The sequence below is a fragment of the Halomonas sp. genome, from assembly GCF_029263665.1.
Taxonomy (GTDB): domain Bacteria; phylum Pseudomonadota; class Gammaproteobacteria; order Pseudomonadales; family Halomonadaceae; genus Halomonas.
This window is the reverse complement of record NZ_JAJUFQ010000009.1, coordinates 1-13692: the sequence shown is the minus strand read 5'-3', so window position 1 is coordinate 13692 and position 13692 is coordinate 1. Positions and strand designations below refer to the sequence as shown.

The following is a 13692-nucleotide window of genomic DNA, read 5'->3' as shown; positions in this document are numbered from 1 at the left end:
GATGACGCATCTTGTGCTCTATACCACCCTGGGTTGCCATCTGTGCGAGCGGATGGAAGCCTTGGTGGTGGCTCTGGCCGATCGCAAGCTGCAGATCGAGCCGGTCGAGATTACCGATGATGCGTCTCTGCTGGCCCGTTATGGGGAGCGAATTCCTGTACTTTGCGTAGCATCTTGCACGCAGCAGATGCGCAACGAACAGGCGAGCAGCGATCTGGGCGAAACGCTGGAAGGTCGGGTGGAGGCCAGAGACGTTGCCGTCTGGCTGGCCGCCAGGGGCTGGCTGGCGCAAAGTGCACAGGCCTACCTGGAGGATGCGCCAACTGCCCAGAACCACAGGGATGACTGCAATACACTGGTACGTGGCCGGCGTGTCCTCGGGAAGCATTGATCTCGCAAGGCTGATAAACATCAGCAAGCAGGTTTCAGCTCATGCGGGTATTTCTTCCTCTTCGGCAATTTCAGGTTGTGGTTCAGGCTGCCGATGTTTGTCCGGAGGCAGGTTCTCCAGGCGCAGTCGCTCGGCGACGAAGTCGACGAAAGTGCGGACCTTGGGCGATACCAGTTGTCCTCCGGGAAAGACCGCCGCCAGCTCGACTTCCGGCCCTGACCAATCTTCAAGTATCCGGCGCAGCTCGGTTTCCCTGGCCCCCCAGCAGGCCACCACTTCACTGGCCAGCATCAGGCCTTGACCATCGACGAACAGCTCTTGCAGGACAAAAGGATCGTTAGCCACAGCAATGGGGGTAATCGGGACTTCCTCTCTGCGCTGACCATTCTGCAACAGCCATGTGTAGCGCTGATGGCGCAAGTCGGAGGACTTTGCCAGTGCATGGTGATGGATCAGCTCGGAAGGTTCCTTGGGTTCTCCGTAACGAGCGATATAGCGTTTGCTGGCATAGATGTAGGAGCGATAACGTGCCAGAGGGCGAGCGACCAGGCTGGAGTCGGGAAGTGGGCCCACGCGCAGTGCCACATCGATCTGGTGAGCAACCAGATCGAGGCGATCGTTGGACAGCACCAGGTCGATCTTGACCTCTGGATAGAGCGTGCGGAAGTCCCGGATCAGTGCCGAGACAAATTCCGTGCACAGAGTAAAGGGAGCCGTGACTCTCAGCCATCCACGGGGCTTGTCTTCCAGGCGGTGAACGGCACTTTCTGCTTCGTTCAGTTGCAGAGTGATCTGGTTGCAGTATTCATAGTAGAGCGATCCAGCTTCGGTAAGGCTCAAGCGACGAGTCGTGCGGTTGAGCAGCCTTGCTCCCAGACGTTGTTCCAGCATTTGAACCTTGCGGCTCACGGTTGTCTTGGGAATATCCAGAATGCGTGCGGCGGCAGTGAAACTGCCTTGTTCCACGACCTTGGCAAAGATCAGGACGTCATTGAGATCCTGGTTCATGGTAGCTGTTCCGAGGTAAAGGTCCGGGTAAGGATTGTGGTGCAGTTCTGTGATGATGTTGTTCTGTCGTGATCTAGCTCTTTTTTGATCCAGCTTGTCGGTGATCCAGCTGTTTTGTGGTCTAACCCTTTCGGGCGGGGCGCTTAGTACTGCTGTCCTGCAGAATGAATCGATTGTCCCATCAGTGAAACAGTATTTCCCTCAAAGATAGGCTAATCAAGCCGAGGTATAGGCATTAACGTAAATAAGTACAAGCAATGCATAAATGCCTGTGCGTGTGAATCACAGCGGAATCCATACGTTATAGCCTCTATCTCATGACGGCTTTTTGGTCATTGTGTACCAGTTTGCTGTTGGCAAGTTGGCACTCAGTGCTTGAGCGTAAGAATCCTCTCTTCTCCATCCGGATACTGTGTTCCGGTTGCTGTGCTCTGCGTACCTTGTGGCCCATATGGATGTGGGAAGTGCGTGTCAGCTCGTCTGAAGCGAACTTTTCCTGCCACTCATCCTGTTTGGCCATTGACCCAGCGCTTCACTGAAACGTGCAAGCTGCATTGTCGATTTATCTCGTGGTCGAGAGCTCGTGGTTGAGAACTCGTGGTTGAGAAGTCGTAGTTGAGAGCTCGTAGTTGAGAACCCGTAGTTGAGGACTCGTAGTTTGGGGGAATGCTGATGTATTCAGCATCTCTCCAGGTGCTTGTCGATTCTTGGGCCCGGTAAACGACATTTAGCGGACCTTGGACTTCTTTTTCCAGAATGCGAAGTGGAGAAATGCACCCATGAACCATACAGCCAAGGCTGACAGTGTGATCAGACGGGCGCTGCTGGTCATTGCCGGGGCGCGCAACATGCCCGTGCGCGCCATCTTGAGCGTCTTGTTGTTGGTTGCTGTTGCTGGCTGTGACAGTCAGGCGGATGAAGCTCAGCAGGCGCCTCCACCTCCTCATGTCAGTGTTGCCGATGTGCTGGTCAGGGACGTCGACTTCTGGGATGAATTCACCGGACGCATCGAGCCAGTGGATAGGGTAGAGCTACACCCTAGAGTGTCGGGCCAATTGGTCAGCGTCAACTACACCGAGGGCCAACAGGTGGAAAAAGGGGATGTGTTGTTCGTGATCGATCAACGCCCTTACCGTGCCACGGTGGCGAAGGCCGAGGCTGAAGTGCAACGTGCCCAAGCCCAGGTCGTACGTAGTCGTGGCGAAGCAGCGAGGGCTGAGCGTCTGTCGCAGAGCAATGCGATATCCACCGAGGAACGGGACCAGCGCCGTGCGGTTGCGGCCCAGGCGGAAGCGGACCTGGCAGCGGCCAAGGCAGAGCTGGAAATGGCTCAACTGGACCTGGAATTCACCGAGGTTCGGGCCCCTATTTCAGGACGTACAGGGCGGGCTCTGGTGACAGAGGGCAATCTGGTCACCGAGACAACCGCCCTGACCAATATTGTGTCTCTGGATCAGGTGTATGTGCACTTCTTCAGCGATGAGCAGACGTTCCTGAAATATAACGCTCTGGCGCGTAACGGAGAGCGCCCCAGCTCTCGTGAAGCGAGTACTCCCGTGCGTATTGGTCTGGCTGGTGACCAAGGCTATCCCTATCAAGGCGAAGTCAACTTCGTTGATAACCGCATGGATGGCACCACGGGCACCATATTGACCCGTGCAGTACTCGACAACCCGGATGGCGTCTTCACGCCTGGCATGTTTGCCCGTGTTCAACTGCTTGGTGGTAATGCGGAAGACGCCATTCTGATCGATGACAAGGCGGTACTCACGGATCAGGACCGCAAGTATGTGTATGTCATCGATGATGAAGGCACGGCGGTGCGCAAGGACATCCAGACAGGACGAAAGGCCGATGGGCTGAGGGTAGTCTCCGCTGGCCTGGAAGCTGGAGACAATGTCGTGGTTCGCGGTGCCCATCAGATCTTCTTCCCGGGAATGAAGGTCGTGGCGGAAAGCGTCGAGATGGAGAGCGGGGAGAACGCTGCTCAGCTCACCATTAGCCAAGTTCGCAGTGAAGCGGATGCCAACTCGCCCTGAGGGAGAGTCCTTTCATGGATTTCGCGAAATTTTTCGTTGACCGCCCTATCTTCGCAGGGGTGCTGTCGATACTCATCTTTATCGCCGGTCTGATCACCATTCCGCAATCTCCGATCAGTGAGTATCCTGAAGTGGTGCCGCCATCGGTGGTCGTGCGCACGGTGTACCCCGGCGCAAACCCCAAGGTCATCGCCGAGACAGTGGCCACGCCATTGGAAGAGGCGATCAATGGGGTTGAGGACATGATGTATCTCAAGTCCACCGCTGGTTCCGATGGTGTGCTGCAGATCACGGTGACCTTTCGCCCAGGTACCGATGCGGATGATGCAGCGGTCAAGGTGCAGAACCGCGTCAGCCAGGCGCAGGCGCGCTTGCCTGAAGAAGTGCGGCGTCAGGGGGTGACGACCCAGAAGCAATCACCGACCTTCTTGATGGTGGTGCATCTGACATCGCCGGATGGCCGCTACGACACACTGTATCTGCGCAACTATGTCCGTTTGCACGTCAAGGATGTGTTGGCACGTATCGAAGGTGTAGGGGATGCGCAGATATTTGGCGGTGGCGACTATGCCATGCGTGCCTGGCTTGATCCGGATCGCATTGCAGCACTAGGGCTCACCTCGGGAGAGGTAGTGGAGGCCATGCGCGAGCAGAATGTGCAGGTCTCGGCCGGACAGCTAGGGGCTGAGCCGATAGCCAGTAGTGACTACTTGACCTTGATCAATGCCAAGGGGCGTCTGACGACCGAGCAGGAGTTCGGTGACATTGTGCTCAAGACAGGAGCGAACGGCGAGGTGGTGCACCTGTCTGATGTCGCTCGTCTCGAGTTGGGTGCAGGCGACTATACGCTGCGCTCACAGCTGGATGGCAAGGACGCTGTCGCTGTCGGTATCTTCCAGGCACCGGGGGCGAACGCCCTGGATATCCAGAAGCAAGTCATTGCGGCCATGGATGAGCTGTCCCAGTGGTTCCCCGAAGGGGTCGAGTATGAGGCGGTGTACGACACTACTGTCTTTGTGCGTGACTCCATCAGCTCGGTCATTCAGACCCTGTTCGAGGCTGTGTTGCTGGTGGTGCTGGTGGTGACATTGTTCCTGCAGACCTGGCGGGCTTCGGTGATTCCTCTGATCGCCGTGCCGGTATCCGTGGTCGGCACCTTTGCGGTGCTTTACCTGCTCGGCTTTTCGATCAATACCCTGACGCTGTTTGGATTGGTACTGGCGATTGGCATCGTGGTTGATGATGCCATCGTGGTAGTGGAAAACGTCGAACGTAACATCGAGGAAGGCCTGTCGCCCCTGGCGGCGGCGCATCAGGCAATGCGCGAAGTTTCTGGGCCGATCATTGCGATTGGCCTGGTGCTGTGTGCTGTCTTCGTGCCCATGGCCTTTCTGTCAGGGGTTACCGGCCAGTTCTATCGCCAGTTTGCCGCGACAATCGCTGTCTCCACGGTGATTTCTACCATCAACTCCCTGACGCTGTCGCCGGCGCTGGCAGCCATGCTGCTCAAGCCGCATGATGCGCCGAGGGACAGGGCGACGCTGTTGATCGATCTGATGTTCGGCTGGCTGTTCCGTCCATTCAACCGCTTCTTTGCCAGCAGTTCACAGCGTTATCAAGGGGCGGTATCCCGTTCCCTGCATCGGCGCGGATCCGTATTCGTGGTCTATGCATTGCTGTTGGTGGCGACAGGCATGATGTTCAAGGTGGTGCCGCCCGGCTTCATTCCGACCCAGGACAAGCAGTACCTGATCGCTGGCGTCAAGCTGCCGGAAGGGGCTTCTCTGGAACGCACGGATGCCTTGCTGAGCAAGGTCAGTGAACTGGCCATGCAGGATGAAGATGTTACTCATTCGGTCGCTTTTCCTGGGCTCAATGCCCTGCAGTTTACCAATACGCCCAACAGCGGGGTGGCCTTCCTGACGCTGGCACCATTCTCTGAGCGTTCGCGCACGGCAGCGGAAATCAATGCCGGCATCAATCAGAAGATTTCGGCCTTGCAGGAAGGCTTCACCTTCTCGTTCATGCCGCCGCCCATTCTGGGGCTGGGCAATGGCAATGGCTGGCAGATGTTCATCGAAGATCGTGCAGGACTGGGGTATGGGGCCATGCAGAGTGCGATCCAGGCGTTTCAAGGGACCGTTGCCCAGACGCCTGGCATGGGCTTTCCGATCACCAGTTACCAGGCCAACGTGCCGCAGTTGGATGCGGAAGTCGACCGGGTCAAGGCGAAGACCCTAGGGGTACCGCTGACGTCTCTGTTCGAGACGCTGCAGACCTACCTTGGTTCCACCTATGTCAACGACTTCAACCAGTTTGGCCGTACTTGGCAGGTGATTGCCCAGGCCGACGGCCCTTTCCGGGATAGTGTCGAAGACATTGCCAATCTGCGTACCCGCAATGTGCATGGCGAGATGGTACCGATTGGCACGATGGTGAACATCGATGAGACCTTTGGGCCGGACCCGGTGCTGCGCTACAACGGCTATCCGGCAGCAGACCTGGCAGGGGAGTCGGACCCCTCTGTGCTGTCATCGTCCCAGGCGATGCAGGTGTTGAGCGAGCTGGCTGACCAGGTGCTGCCCAATGGCATGACCTTCGAGTGGACGGACCTGAGCTTCCAGCAGGCAACTCAAGGGAATGCCGCTCTGATTGTATTTCCTCTGTCGGTGTTGCTGGTGTTCCTGGTGTTGGCGGCGCTTTATGAAAGCTGGACCTTGCCGTTGGCCGTGATCCTGATTGTCCCCATGTGCATGCTTTCCGCTTTGCTGGGGGTGTGGTGGATGAAGGGCGACAACAATGTCTTTGTTCAGGTCGGGTTGGTCGTATTGATTGGCCTGGCATGCAAGAACGCGATTCTTATCGTCGAGTTTGCCCGCGAGCTTGAACAGCAAGGCAAGGGCATCATTGAGGCCGCTCTCGAGGCATGCCGCTTGCGCCTGCGCCCGATCATCATGACGTCGATCACCTTCACGGCGGCGGTAATACCGTTGATGCTGGGCTCAGGTGCTGGCTCTGAAGTTCGGCAGGCGCTCGGTGTCGCTGTGTTCTTCGGCATGCTTGGAGTCACCCTGTTCGGGCTGTTCCTCACCCCAGTGTTCTACGTGGCGCTACGCAAGCTGGTGACACGAAAGCAGAGGCGCCAGCAACAGGAAGAGCCCACGCAAGGCTCGGACGACCCTGATGAGGCACACGGGTATCTGGCTTGATCGTAGTGAGCGGGAACGTTAGAGGATAGGAAAGTCGGCGGTTAGGTAATTCAGAGGGGCATCCAGTGCCCCACTGAATCCATCACCGATGAAAACACCCCGAAGGCTGGATAAGACATCCAGCCTTCGGGGTGTCGTCTTTTATTGGGGGTGTTCAGATAGGAAGGGTATTCAGGTGTGAAGAGTGCCCAGAGGCCAGGGCCGAGGCGTCGGCCAGCGTTACAGAGTGTCGAGTAAAGATAGCTGTCCCATGGCCTCTTGAGCTTCAGGGCTTGAGTCATCCGCTTCGAGTACCTTGCGAAAGCCACGGGAGGATTGGATGGTGGTTTCATCCTCCAGCCACAGCATCGCCTGGGCATGGTCATCGGCCAAGGAATGCTTCAGGCCTCCGAACTGGGTGCCAATCTGGCCCCAGGCACGGCTGAATATCCAGTCACCGAACATGTCCTGGTGGATATGCACGAGGACGTAGTCATGGTCGGTTTCCCAGCGGATGATCAACGTTGGCTCCTGGTGTAACTCAAGTCATTGCGGCAACGGGTGACGCGGGGGGCGCACCTGCGGGTAAGATCGCGCTATTGTACGCTGAGAAAGTATATCGAGACCAAGGAAAGTCATGAAGATTCTTGTCGATGCCAATGTGCCTGCCAGCGATATCTGTTTTTCACCCTTGGGCGAGGTACGTCGTATGCCTGGCCGGGAAATCGACGCCCGTGCACTGATGGATGTCGATGCCCTGGTGATACGCTCGATCACCCGGCTGGATGCTGCGGTCATCGAGCAGGCCAAGGGCCTGGGCTCTCCACTGTCCTTTGTCGGGACCTGTACCATTGGTACCGACCATGTGGATCTGCCGGCCCTGGCATCGCACGGCATTGGCTTTTCCAGCGCACCTGGGTGCAATGCTGAAGCGGTGGTGGATTATGTCCTGGCTGCGCTGGGGCTGGCCATGGAGCGGCGCGGAGAATCGCTGGCGGATCAGCGCGTCGGTATTGTCGGTGTCGGTAATGTTGGTGGGCGTTTGGCTGGACGCCTGGCGGCCATGGGGATCACGCATCGCTTATGCGACCCTCCCAGGGCTGCTGCGGAAGGTGCTGGTGAGTTCATGTCGCTTGAGCGTGTCATCGAAGAGTGCAATGTCCTGTGCTTGCACACCCCTCTGGTACGAGAAGGGAAGCATGCCACTCATCATCTGTTGGATGAGCAGCGTATTGCGGCGCTGCGGCCGGGGACAGTATTGCTCAATGCCGGGCGTGGTGACTGCGTGGATGGTGATGCACTCAAGCAGCGCTTGCAGCAGCAGGGGGATATCACGGCACTGCTGGATGTATGGGAACGTGAGCCAGTCATCGACGCTGAACTGGAGCGACGGGTCGATCTGGCGACGCCACATATCGCGGGGTACAGTCTGGATGGCAAGTTGCGCGGTACGCATCAGATCTATCAGGCCTTGAGCCGACATCTGGGGCAGCCGGCTCGAATCAGTTTTGGTGATCTGACGCCTGAACCGCCACTTTCGCGGCTGGAGCTGGGGGCAGGTCTCTCGCCGGATGAAGCGCTGCGCTTGTGCATGCGTGCGGTTTATGACCCTCGCCGTGATCATGATCGTCTCGATCAGGCACTAGGCTGCGACAGGTCGGGAAAAGCATTTGATGCCTGCCGCGCCAACTATCCCTTGCGCCGTGAGTTTGCCACTTTGGAGGTCGCCTTGAAGGGAAGTGCTACTGAGCTGGCGCCATGGCTATCTGGCGCTGGTTTTCGTGTTAGCCCATCATGATTGATGCATGACTTCTCAGAATGGTTTTATGATGGGCAATGATGAAAAAGCCGGCCGATTGGCCGGCTTTTTCTCTTCATGAAAGCTTTTTCTCTTCATGAAAGCTGTCACTCACGAAGGCTTTATTCACGATAGCAGCACTTCATGACTGAAAGCGCTCTCCGGCGGCAGCGACAAAGGCCATTTCCACCAGGTATTTCGGGTTGGCCAACTCAGCCTTCACGCAGGCACGGCTAGGGCCACAGCCATCGGGGAACCACGCGTCCCAGACTTCGTTGAGGGCGTCAAAATTGGCAAAGTCGGTGAGGTAGATGGTGACCGACAATACGCGGCTCTTGTCGCTGTCGACGGTTGCCAGGCTCTGTTGTGCCTGCTCCAGTACCTGGCTGACCTGGCCCTTGATGTCGGCGTTGAGGTCGCTTTCCGGCACTTCGACAAAATGGGCGATGCCATTGAATACGGTGGCGTCGGACCAACGCTTCGAGGGATTGATTCTATGAATTTCCATGGGAGGTTCCGCTGGAGGTTGGATAAGGGGATGCCGAGCCATTAGCTGCGGGTTATGAGCGATGAACTCTGAAGAAAGGCCCCCGCACAAGGGCGGGGGCGGGTATGGCCTTACTCGCGGTAGGCGGCTTCCTTGAGTGCGCGGATACGATCGTCCAGCGGCGGGTGGCTGGCGAACAGTTTCTCCATCAGTTTACGGGTCTGGCCGGTGGTGATGGCGAAGGCTGTCAGTGTATCGGGCATCTGGTCTGGCATCTGAGTCTCGGCCTTGAGGCGGGCCAGGGCATTGATCATGGCGCCGGAGCCAGCCAGTTGAGCGCCAGCTGCATCGGCACGGTACTCACGGAAGCGTGAGAACCAGGCGGCGATCATCGAGGCAAGAATGCCAAACACGATTTCGGCCACGGTGACGACGGCAATGTAGCCGAAGAAGCCGAGGCCCTGGTTATCATCACGCCGCAGGAAGGCATCCAGCAGATGGGCAATGATGCGGGCGAAGAACATTACGAAGGTGTTGAGCACGCCCTGGATCAGCGCCAGAGTGACCATGTCGCCGTTGGAGACGTGGCCGATCTCGTGGGCCAGCACGGCTTTTACTTCTTCTGGCTGCATACGGTTGAGAAGGCCGGCAGAGACGGCCACCAGTGCGTCGTTCTTGTTCCAGCCTGTGGCAAAGGCATTGGATTGCTGAGCAGGGAAGATGCCGACTTCCGGCATCTTGATACCGGCTTTCTCAGACAATTCCGCCACCGTGTCGAGCAACCACTTTTCCGTCGGGTTGGAAGGTGACTCGATGATCACTGTGCCCGTGGATCTCTTGGCCATCCACTTGGATATGAACAGCGAGACCATAGAGCCTGCCATGCCGATGACGAAGCAGAAGATTAACAGCGCATTGAAATTGATGCCCTGAGCATTGAGATAAGGCTCCACCCCCAATAGGCGCAGGGTGAAACTGGCAACCAGCACGACGGCTAGGTTGGTACCCAGGAAAAGCAGGATTCTCATCATTGCCGGATATCTCCGTGAAGGGGTTGTCCCTGCCCGCACCTGAGATGGCATGTCCTCAGGAGCGGTATGGTAAATCTGCAGTTTTTAGAGAAAGATCGTTGTCTAACGTTTTCTGAACTGACTACTGGATACGTGTTGCCTGAACGCGTTGCATAGGTATGTTATGGGTCAGCATGCTGCTTAGATATATGCAACGCGTATGAGTTTCAAGTGCTTGGTTTCAAGATCAGGGAATACTGTCACGGTCGTTGCACAATTTGTTCAGCACAGCACAGCACAGCACAGCACAGGTGAGACAGTATTGCCCAATATTACCCAAGCACATGTTGTTTTTCTGACGGCTTCTTATTGACGATACCGTGACAGGAAGCGAGCGAATCGGTCCAGGGCATCTCCCAATTGGTCGGCCCAGGGTAGGGTGACGATGCGTACATGGTCCGGATCAGGCCAGTTGAAGGCGGTTCCCTGAACCAGCAGGATCTTTTCCTGCAGCAGCAGGTCAAGCACCAGTTGTTCGTCGTTCTTGATGTCGTACATCTTGGGGTCGAGCTTGGGGAAGGCGTAGAGCGCCCCCTTGGGCTTGACGCAACTGACACCAGGAATGGCATTGAGCTTTTCCATGGTGATATCGCGTTGGGCGAGCAGGCGACCTCCTGGCAGAATCAGGTCGTTGATCGACTGATAGCCGCCAAGCGCGGTCTGGATGGCATGCTGTGCCGGCACATTGGCGCACAGGCGCATGGATGCCAGCATATTCAGGCCCTGAATGAAATCCTGGGAGCGCTTCATGGCTGCCTGGCCGGACAGGGTCATCCAGCCACTGCGGAAGCCGGCGCAACGATAGCTCTTGGACAACCCGTTCATGGTCACGACCAACTGGTCTTCTGTCGCCAGTGAGCCGGTTGCAACATGCACGGTGTCGTCATAGAGGATCTTGTCGTAGATCTCATCGGAGAACACCACCAGGTTGTGCTCCCGGGCGATATCGAGCAACTCGTGCAATACCTCCGGTGGATAGACCGCTCCTGTGGGATTGTTGGGGTTGATGATGACAATCGCACGGGTGTGGCTAGTCACCTTGGCACGGACGTCGTCCATGGCCGGGGCCCAATCAGCCTGCTCATCGCACAGATAATGTACTCCGCGGCCTCCAGACAGGTTCACCGCAGCGGTCCACAGCGGATAGTCTGGTGCCGGAATCAGCACTTCGTCACCGTCGTTGAGCAGGGCCTGCATGGCCATCACGATCAATTCCGAGACGCCGTTGCCGATGAAGATGTCCTCGATACCAACGCCGGGGATCTCCTTGCGCTGGCTTTCCTGCATGATCGCCTTGCGCGCCGAATAGAGTCCCTTTGAATCGCAGTAGCCCTGGGCCGTGGGCAAATTACGCATCACATCCTGGAGAATTTCTTCCGGTGCCTCGAAGCCGAACGGCGCAGGGTTGCCGATATTGAGTTTCAAGATTCTCTGGCCTTCATCTTCCAGGCGCTTGGCGTGCTCGAGTACTGGTCCACGAATGTCATAGCAGACGTTGTCGAGCTTGTGGGACTTGCGAAGGATGGGCGTATCCATGGCGCTGGGGGTCTCGTTCAATCCGTTTATTGGGGCCCGTTGTCGGGGGTGTTGTCCTGTGTCTTCTGGTTCTGGCTGGCGTCGCCAACCTGGGCGTTGGCAGGTGCCTGGCCAGCCGTTTCCTGTAGATCCTGTTGTGTTTCTTCAGGACTTTCTTCTTCTGGCTCTTCCTCGGGAATATCGGCCGGTGTTTCAAGTGTCAGCCGGCCAATCTTGCCGTCGCGCAACTCGTGGAGCAGGACCTCGCTGCCACGGTGCAGGTCGATCTCACCGCCTGCACGAAGTCCACCGCGCCTGGCGGCAATGTCGGCGAGGATGGCGTGACCGTCGAAACCGGCCTGGGCCATCAGGTCCAGACGAAAGCCACCATCAGCCTCGACACTATCGGCTTCCGGGTTGGCCTCATACGTTGGCAGCTGTTTCAATTTATAGCGCGACTTGAGGGCATCGGGATAGCGTTTGGCCAGCTCTGCAGCCGCAATCAGCGCCACGTCGACATAATCGATGGCGGTATCGCGAATGGCGCCGCTGGCAGCCAGGCGATAGGCACTGGCCTGGTCCTCGATCTTGGGCCACAGCACGCCAGGAGTGTCGGTCAGGGCGATGCGGCCCGGAATGCGTACTTTCTGCTGGCGCTTGGTCACGGCTGGCTCATTGCCCGTCTTGGCGATGGTGCGCCCGGCCAGGCCGTTGATCAAGGTTGACTTGCCGACGTTGGGAATGCCCATGACCATCACGCGGACATCACGGTCGGCACGTACCTGGCCGGCCAGCTCATGGCACAGCTTGGGAATGCGTTTCAACTCCCGCGTATTTGTCGTGGTGATCGCCAGTGCCCGGGTGTTTTCCTGGGCATCGAAGAAGGCCGTCCACTCCTTGGTACGTTGTGGGTCTGCCAGGTCTGCCCTGGACAGAATCTTGAGCACAGGCTTGTGACGGGTGAGGTGGGCCAGCATCGGATTGGCGCTGGAGTAAGGAAGACGAGCATCCAGCACTTCGATGACAACGTCGATTTCCGGCAGCGCCTCGAGTATCTGGCGCCGCGCTTTATTCATGTGTCCCGGAAACCAGCCGAGCATGGAACCTCTCCTGCAAAAATCATAGCGGTCGGCCATCTTACCAGAAGGCCGACCGCGCGTACTGAGTAGGGGAGTGTTAATGGGGGCGGGAAGTATCAATGAGCAGGCGGGTTTAAGCGCAAGAGCCTCACTCGCCTTCGTGGAAGTTCAGTGCGACTGAGTTGATGCAGAAGCGATGGCCAGTCCTGGTCGGGCCATCCGGGAATACATGTCCAAGATGGGCACCACAACGAGAACAAGTGATCTCTGTGCGATGCATGCCGTGGCTGGTGTCCGTGTGTTCCTCGACGCTTTCTCCGGACAACGGGCGATCGAAACTGGGCCAGCCACAACCCGCATCGAACTTGTGCTCATTCTCGAATAGCGGTGCGTTACAACATACGCAGTGATAGATGCCGACAGTATCCGTGACCTGATAGTCGCCACTGAAGGGGCGTTCTGTACCTTTCTCGCGCGTGACGTGATACTGCTCCGGGGTCAGCTGCTCGCGCCATTCAGCTTCGGTCTTTTCAATCTTCTTGCGCATGGGCGTACTCCTGTGACGAACTCACCTCGGTTAAAGACTCACCTTGGCTACAAGCTACAGTTACAAGCTACGACGTTTATGCGTATTTGACCAATCAACGCCATCCTGTGATCCCTCATCATCCTATCCATCGCTATGCCTTCCTATCCATCAACCTTTCAAGCGACCTACCTTTCAAGAGTAGTAAGAAAAGAAGAGTGCAAAGCCAGAGCTCCTGCAGGGCAGAAGGGAGTGCAGTAAAACGGCAGCGAAATTGTGGGAGGAGGCTTGACACTTTTCAGGGTGCTCAGTAACATACGCGCCACCTCGACGAGACGAGCGACATGTGTCCCATTCGTCTAGTGGTCCAGGACACCGCCCTTTCACGGCGGGAACAGGGGTTCGAACCCCCTATGGGACGCCACTCGACTCATCAAGGTTATCGGAAAGCGCGGGAATAGCTCAGTGGTAGAGCACAACCTTGCCAAGGTTGGGGTCGCGAGTTCGAATCTCGTTTCCCGCTCCATGCGTCCCATTCGTCTAGTGGTCCAGGACACCGCCCTTTCACGGCGGGAACAGGGGTTCGAACCC

At 57.3% G+C, this 13692-nt stretch carries 11 protein-coding genes and 2 tRNA genes; 6 read left to right on the top strand and 7 right to left on the bottom strand.

What is annotated here, in order from left to right:
• Position 1: 1 nt before the first annotated feature.
• Positions 2-391, top strand: coding sequence for a glutaredoxin family protein (locus Q1K07_RS11040; RefSeq protein WP_300310747.1), 390 nt, complete (start codon positions 2-4; stop codon positions 389-391).
• Positions 392-430: 39 nt separating this feature from the next.
• Here Q1K07_RS11040 and Q1K07_RS11035 read toward each other — a convergent pair whose 3' ends face one another.
• On the bottom strand, positions 431-1399 hold the full coding sequence (locus Q1K07_RS11035) for a LysR family transcriptional regulator (RefSeq protein ID WP_300310745.1): 969 nt from the start codon (positions 1397-1399) through the stop codon (positions 431-433).
• 779 nt (positions 1400-2178) lie between these two features.
• On the opposite strand from Q1K07_RS11035, the gene Q1K07_RS11030 reads away from it, so the two are divergent.
• On the top strand, positions 2179-3438 hold the full coding sequence (locus Q1K07_RS11030) for an efflux RND transporter periplasmic adaptor subunit (RefSeq protein WP_300310743.1): 1260 nt from the start codon (positions 2179-2181) through the stop codon (positions 3436-3438).
• 14 nt (positions 3439-3452) lie between these two features.
• Positions 3453-6647 carry an efflux RND transporter permease subunit gene (locus Q1K07_RS11025; protein ID WP_300310741.1) on the top strand — a complete coding sequence of 1065 codons (3195 nt, stop codon included), beginning with the start codon at positions 3453-3455 and terminating at the stop codon, positions 6645-6647.
• Between the two features lie 219 nt (positions 6648-6866).
• On the opposite strand, the gene Q1K07_RS11020 is transcribed toward Q1K07_RS11025, so the two are convergent.
• On the bottom strand, positions 6867-7148 hold the full coding sequence (locus tag Q1K07_RS11020) for a hypothetical protein (protein WP_300310739.1): 282 nt from the start codon (positions 7146-7148) through the stop codon (positions 6867-6869).
• Positions 7149-7263: 115 nt separating this feature from the next.
• Here Q1K07_RS11020 and pdxB point away from each other — a divergent pair, with 115 nt between their 5' ends.
• Positions 7264-8424: a 4-phosphoerythronate dehydrogenase PdxB gene (pdxB, locus tag Q1K07_RS11015; RefSeq protein ID WP_300310737.1), complete on the top strand. Its 1161-nt coding sequence runs from the start codon at positions 7264-7266 to the stop codon at positions 8422-8424.
• A 142-nt stretch (positions 8425-8566) separates the two neighbouring features.
• On the opposite strand, the gene Q1K07_RS11010 is transcribed toward pdxB, so the two are convergent.
• The 5 genes from Q1K07_RS11010 to msrB all read right to left on the bottom strand — a co-directional run bounded on the left by Q1K07_RS11010 (position 8567) and on the right by msrB (position 13122).
• A complete protein-coding gene (locus Q1K07_RS11010; protein ID WP_300310734.1) occupies positions 8567-8932 on the bottom strand; it encodes a RidA family protein in 366 nt (121 codons plus the stop codon).
• 110 nt (positions 8933-9042) lie between these two features.
• On the bottom strand, positions 9043-9942 hold the full coding sequence (gene htpX, locus Q1K07_RS11005) for a protease HtpX (protein WP_300310731.1): 900 nt from the start codon (positions 9940-9942) through the stop codon (positions 9043-9045).
• A 345-nt stretch (positions 9943-10287) separates the two neighbouring features.
• Complete coding sequence (locus tag Q1K07_RS11000; protein ID WP_300310729.1) at positions 10288-11517, bottom strand: pyridoxal phosphate-dependent aminotransferase; 1230 nt, start codon at positions 11515-11517, stop codon at positions 10288-10290.
• 26 nt (positions 11518-11543) lie between these two features.
• Entirely contained in the window at positions 11544-12596 is a 1053-nt protein-coding gene (gene ylqF / locus Q1K07_RS10995; RefSeq protein WP_300310727.1) for a ribosome biogenesis GTPase YlqF, read from the bottom strand.
• Positions 12597-12723: 127 nt separating this feature from the next.
• Positions 12724-13122: a peptide-methionine (R)-S-oxide reductase MsrB gene (msrB, locus tag Q1K07_RS10990; RefSeq protein ID WP_300310725.1), complete on the bottom strand. Its 399-nt coding sequence runs from the start codon at positions 13120-13122 to the stop codon at positions 12724-12726.
• Positions 13123-13449: 327 nt separating this feature from the next.
• On the opposite strand from msrB, the gene Q1K07_RS10985 reads away from it, so the two are divergent.
• Positions 13450-13525, top strand: a tRNA-Glu gene (locus tag Q1K07_RS10985).
• 27 nt (positions 13526-13552) lie between these two features.
• Positions 13553-13627, top strand: a tRNA-Gly gene (locus Q1K07_RS10980).
• Positions 13628-13692: the final 65 nt, after the last annotated feature.

What these genes read in the sequence shown, in the direction of transcription:
- Q1K07_RS11030 (WP_300310743.1), top strand. Translation starts at nt 2,179, where the DNA reads ATGAACCATACAGCCAAGGCTGACAGTGTGATCAGACGGGCGCTGCTG.
- htpX (WP_300310731.1), bottom strand. Translation starts at nt 9,942, where the DNA reads ATGATGAGAATCCTGCTTTTCCTGGGTACCAACCTAGCCGTCGTGCTG.
- Q1K07_RS11010 (WP_300310734.1), bottom strand. Translation starts at nt 8,932, where the DNA reads ATGGAAATTCATAGAATCAATCCCTCGAAGCGTTGGTCCGACGCCACC.
- Q1K07_RS11025 (WP_300310741.1), top strand. Translation starts at nt 3,453, where the DNA reads ATGGATTTCGCGAAATTTTTCGTTGACCGCCCTATCTTCGCAGGGGTG.
- msrB (WP_300310725.1), bottom strand. Translation starts at nt 13,122, where the DNA reads ATGCGCAAGAAGATTGAAAAGACCGAAGCTGAATGGCGCGAGCAGCTG.
- ylqF (WP_300310727.1), bottom strand. Translation starts at nt 12,596, where the DNA reads ATGCTCGGCTGGTTTCCGGGACACATGAATAAAGCGCGGCGCCAGATA.
- pdxB (WP_300310737.1), top strand. Translation starts at nt 7,264, where the DNA reads ATGAAGATTCTTGTCGATGCCAATGTGCCTGCCAGCGATATCTGTTTT.
- Q1K07_RS11040 (WP_300310747.1), top strand. Translation starts at nt 2, where the DNA reads ATGACGCATCTTGTGCTCTATACCACCCTGGGTTGCCATCTGTGCGAG.
- Q1K07_RS11000 (WP_300310729.1), bottom strand. Translation starts at nt 11,517, where the DNA reads ATGGATACGCCCATCCTTCGCAAGTCCCACAAGCTCGACAACGTCTGC.
- Q1K07_RS11035 (WP_300310745.1), bottom strand. Translation starts at nt 1,399, where the DNA reads ATGAACCAGGATCTCAATGACGTCCTGATCTTTGCCAAGGTCGTGGAA.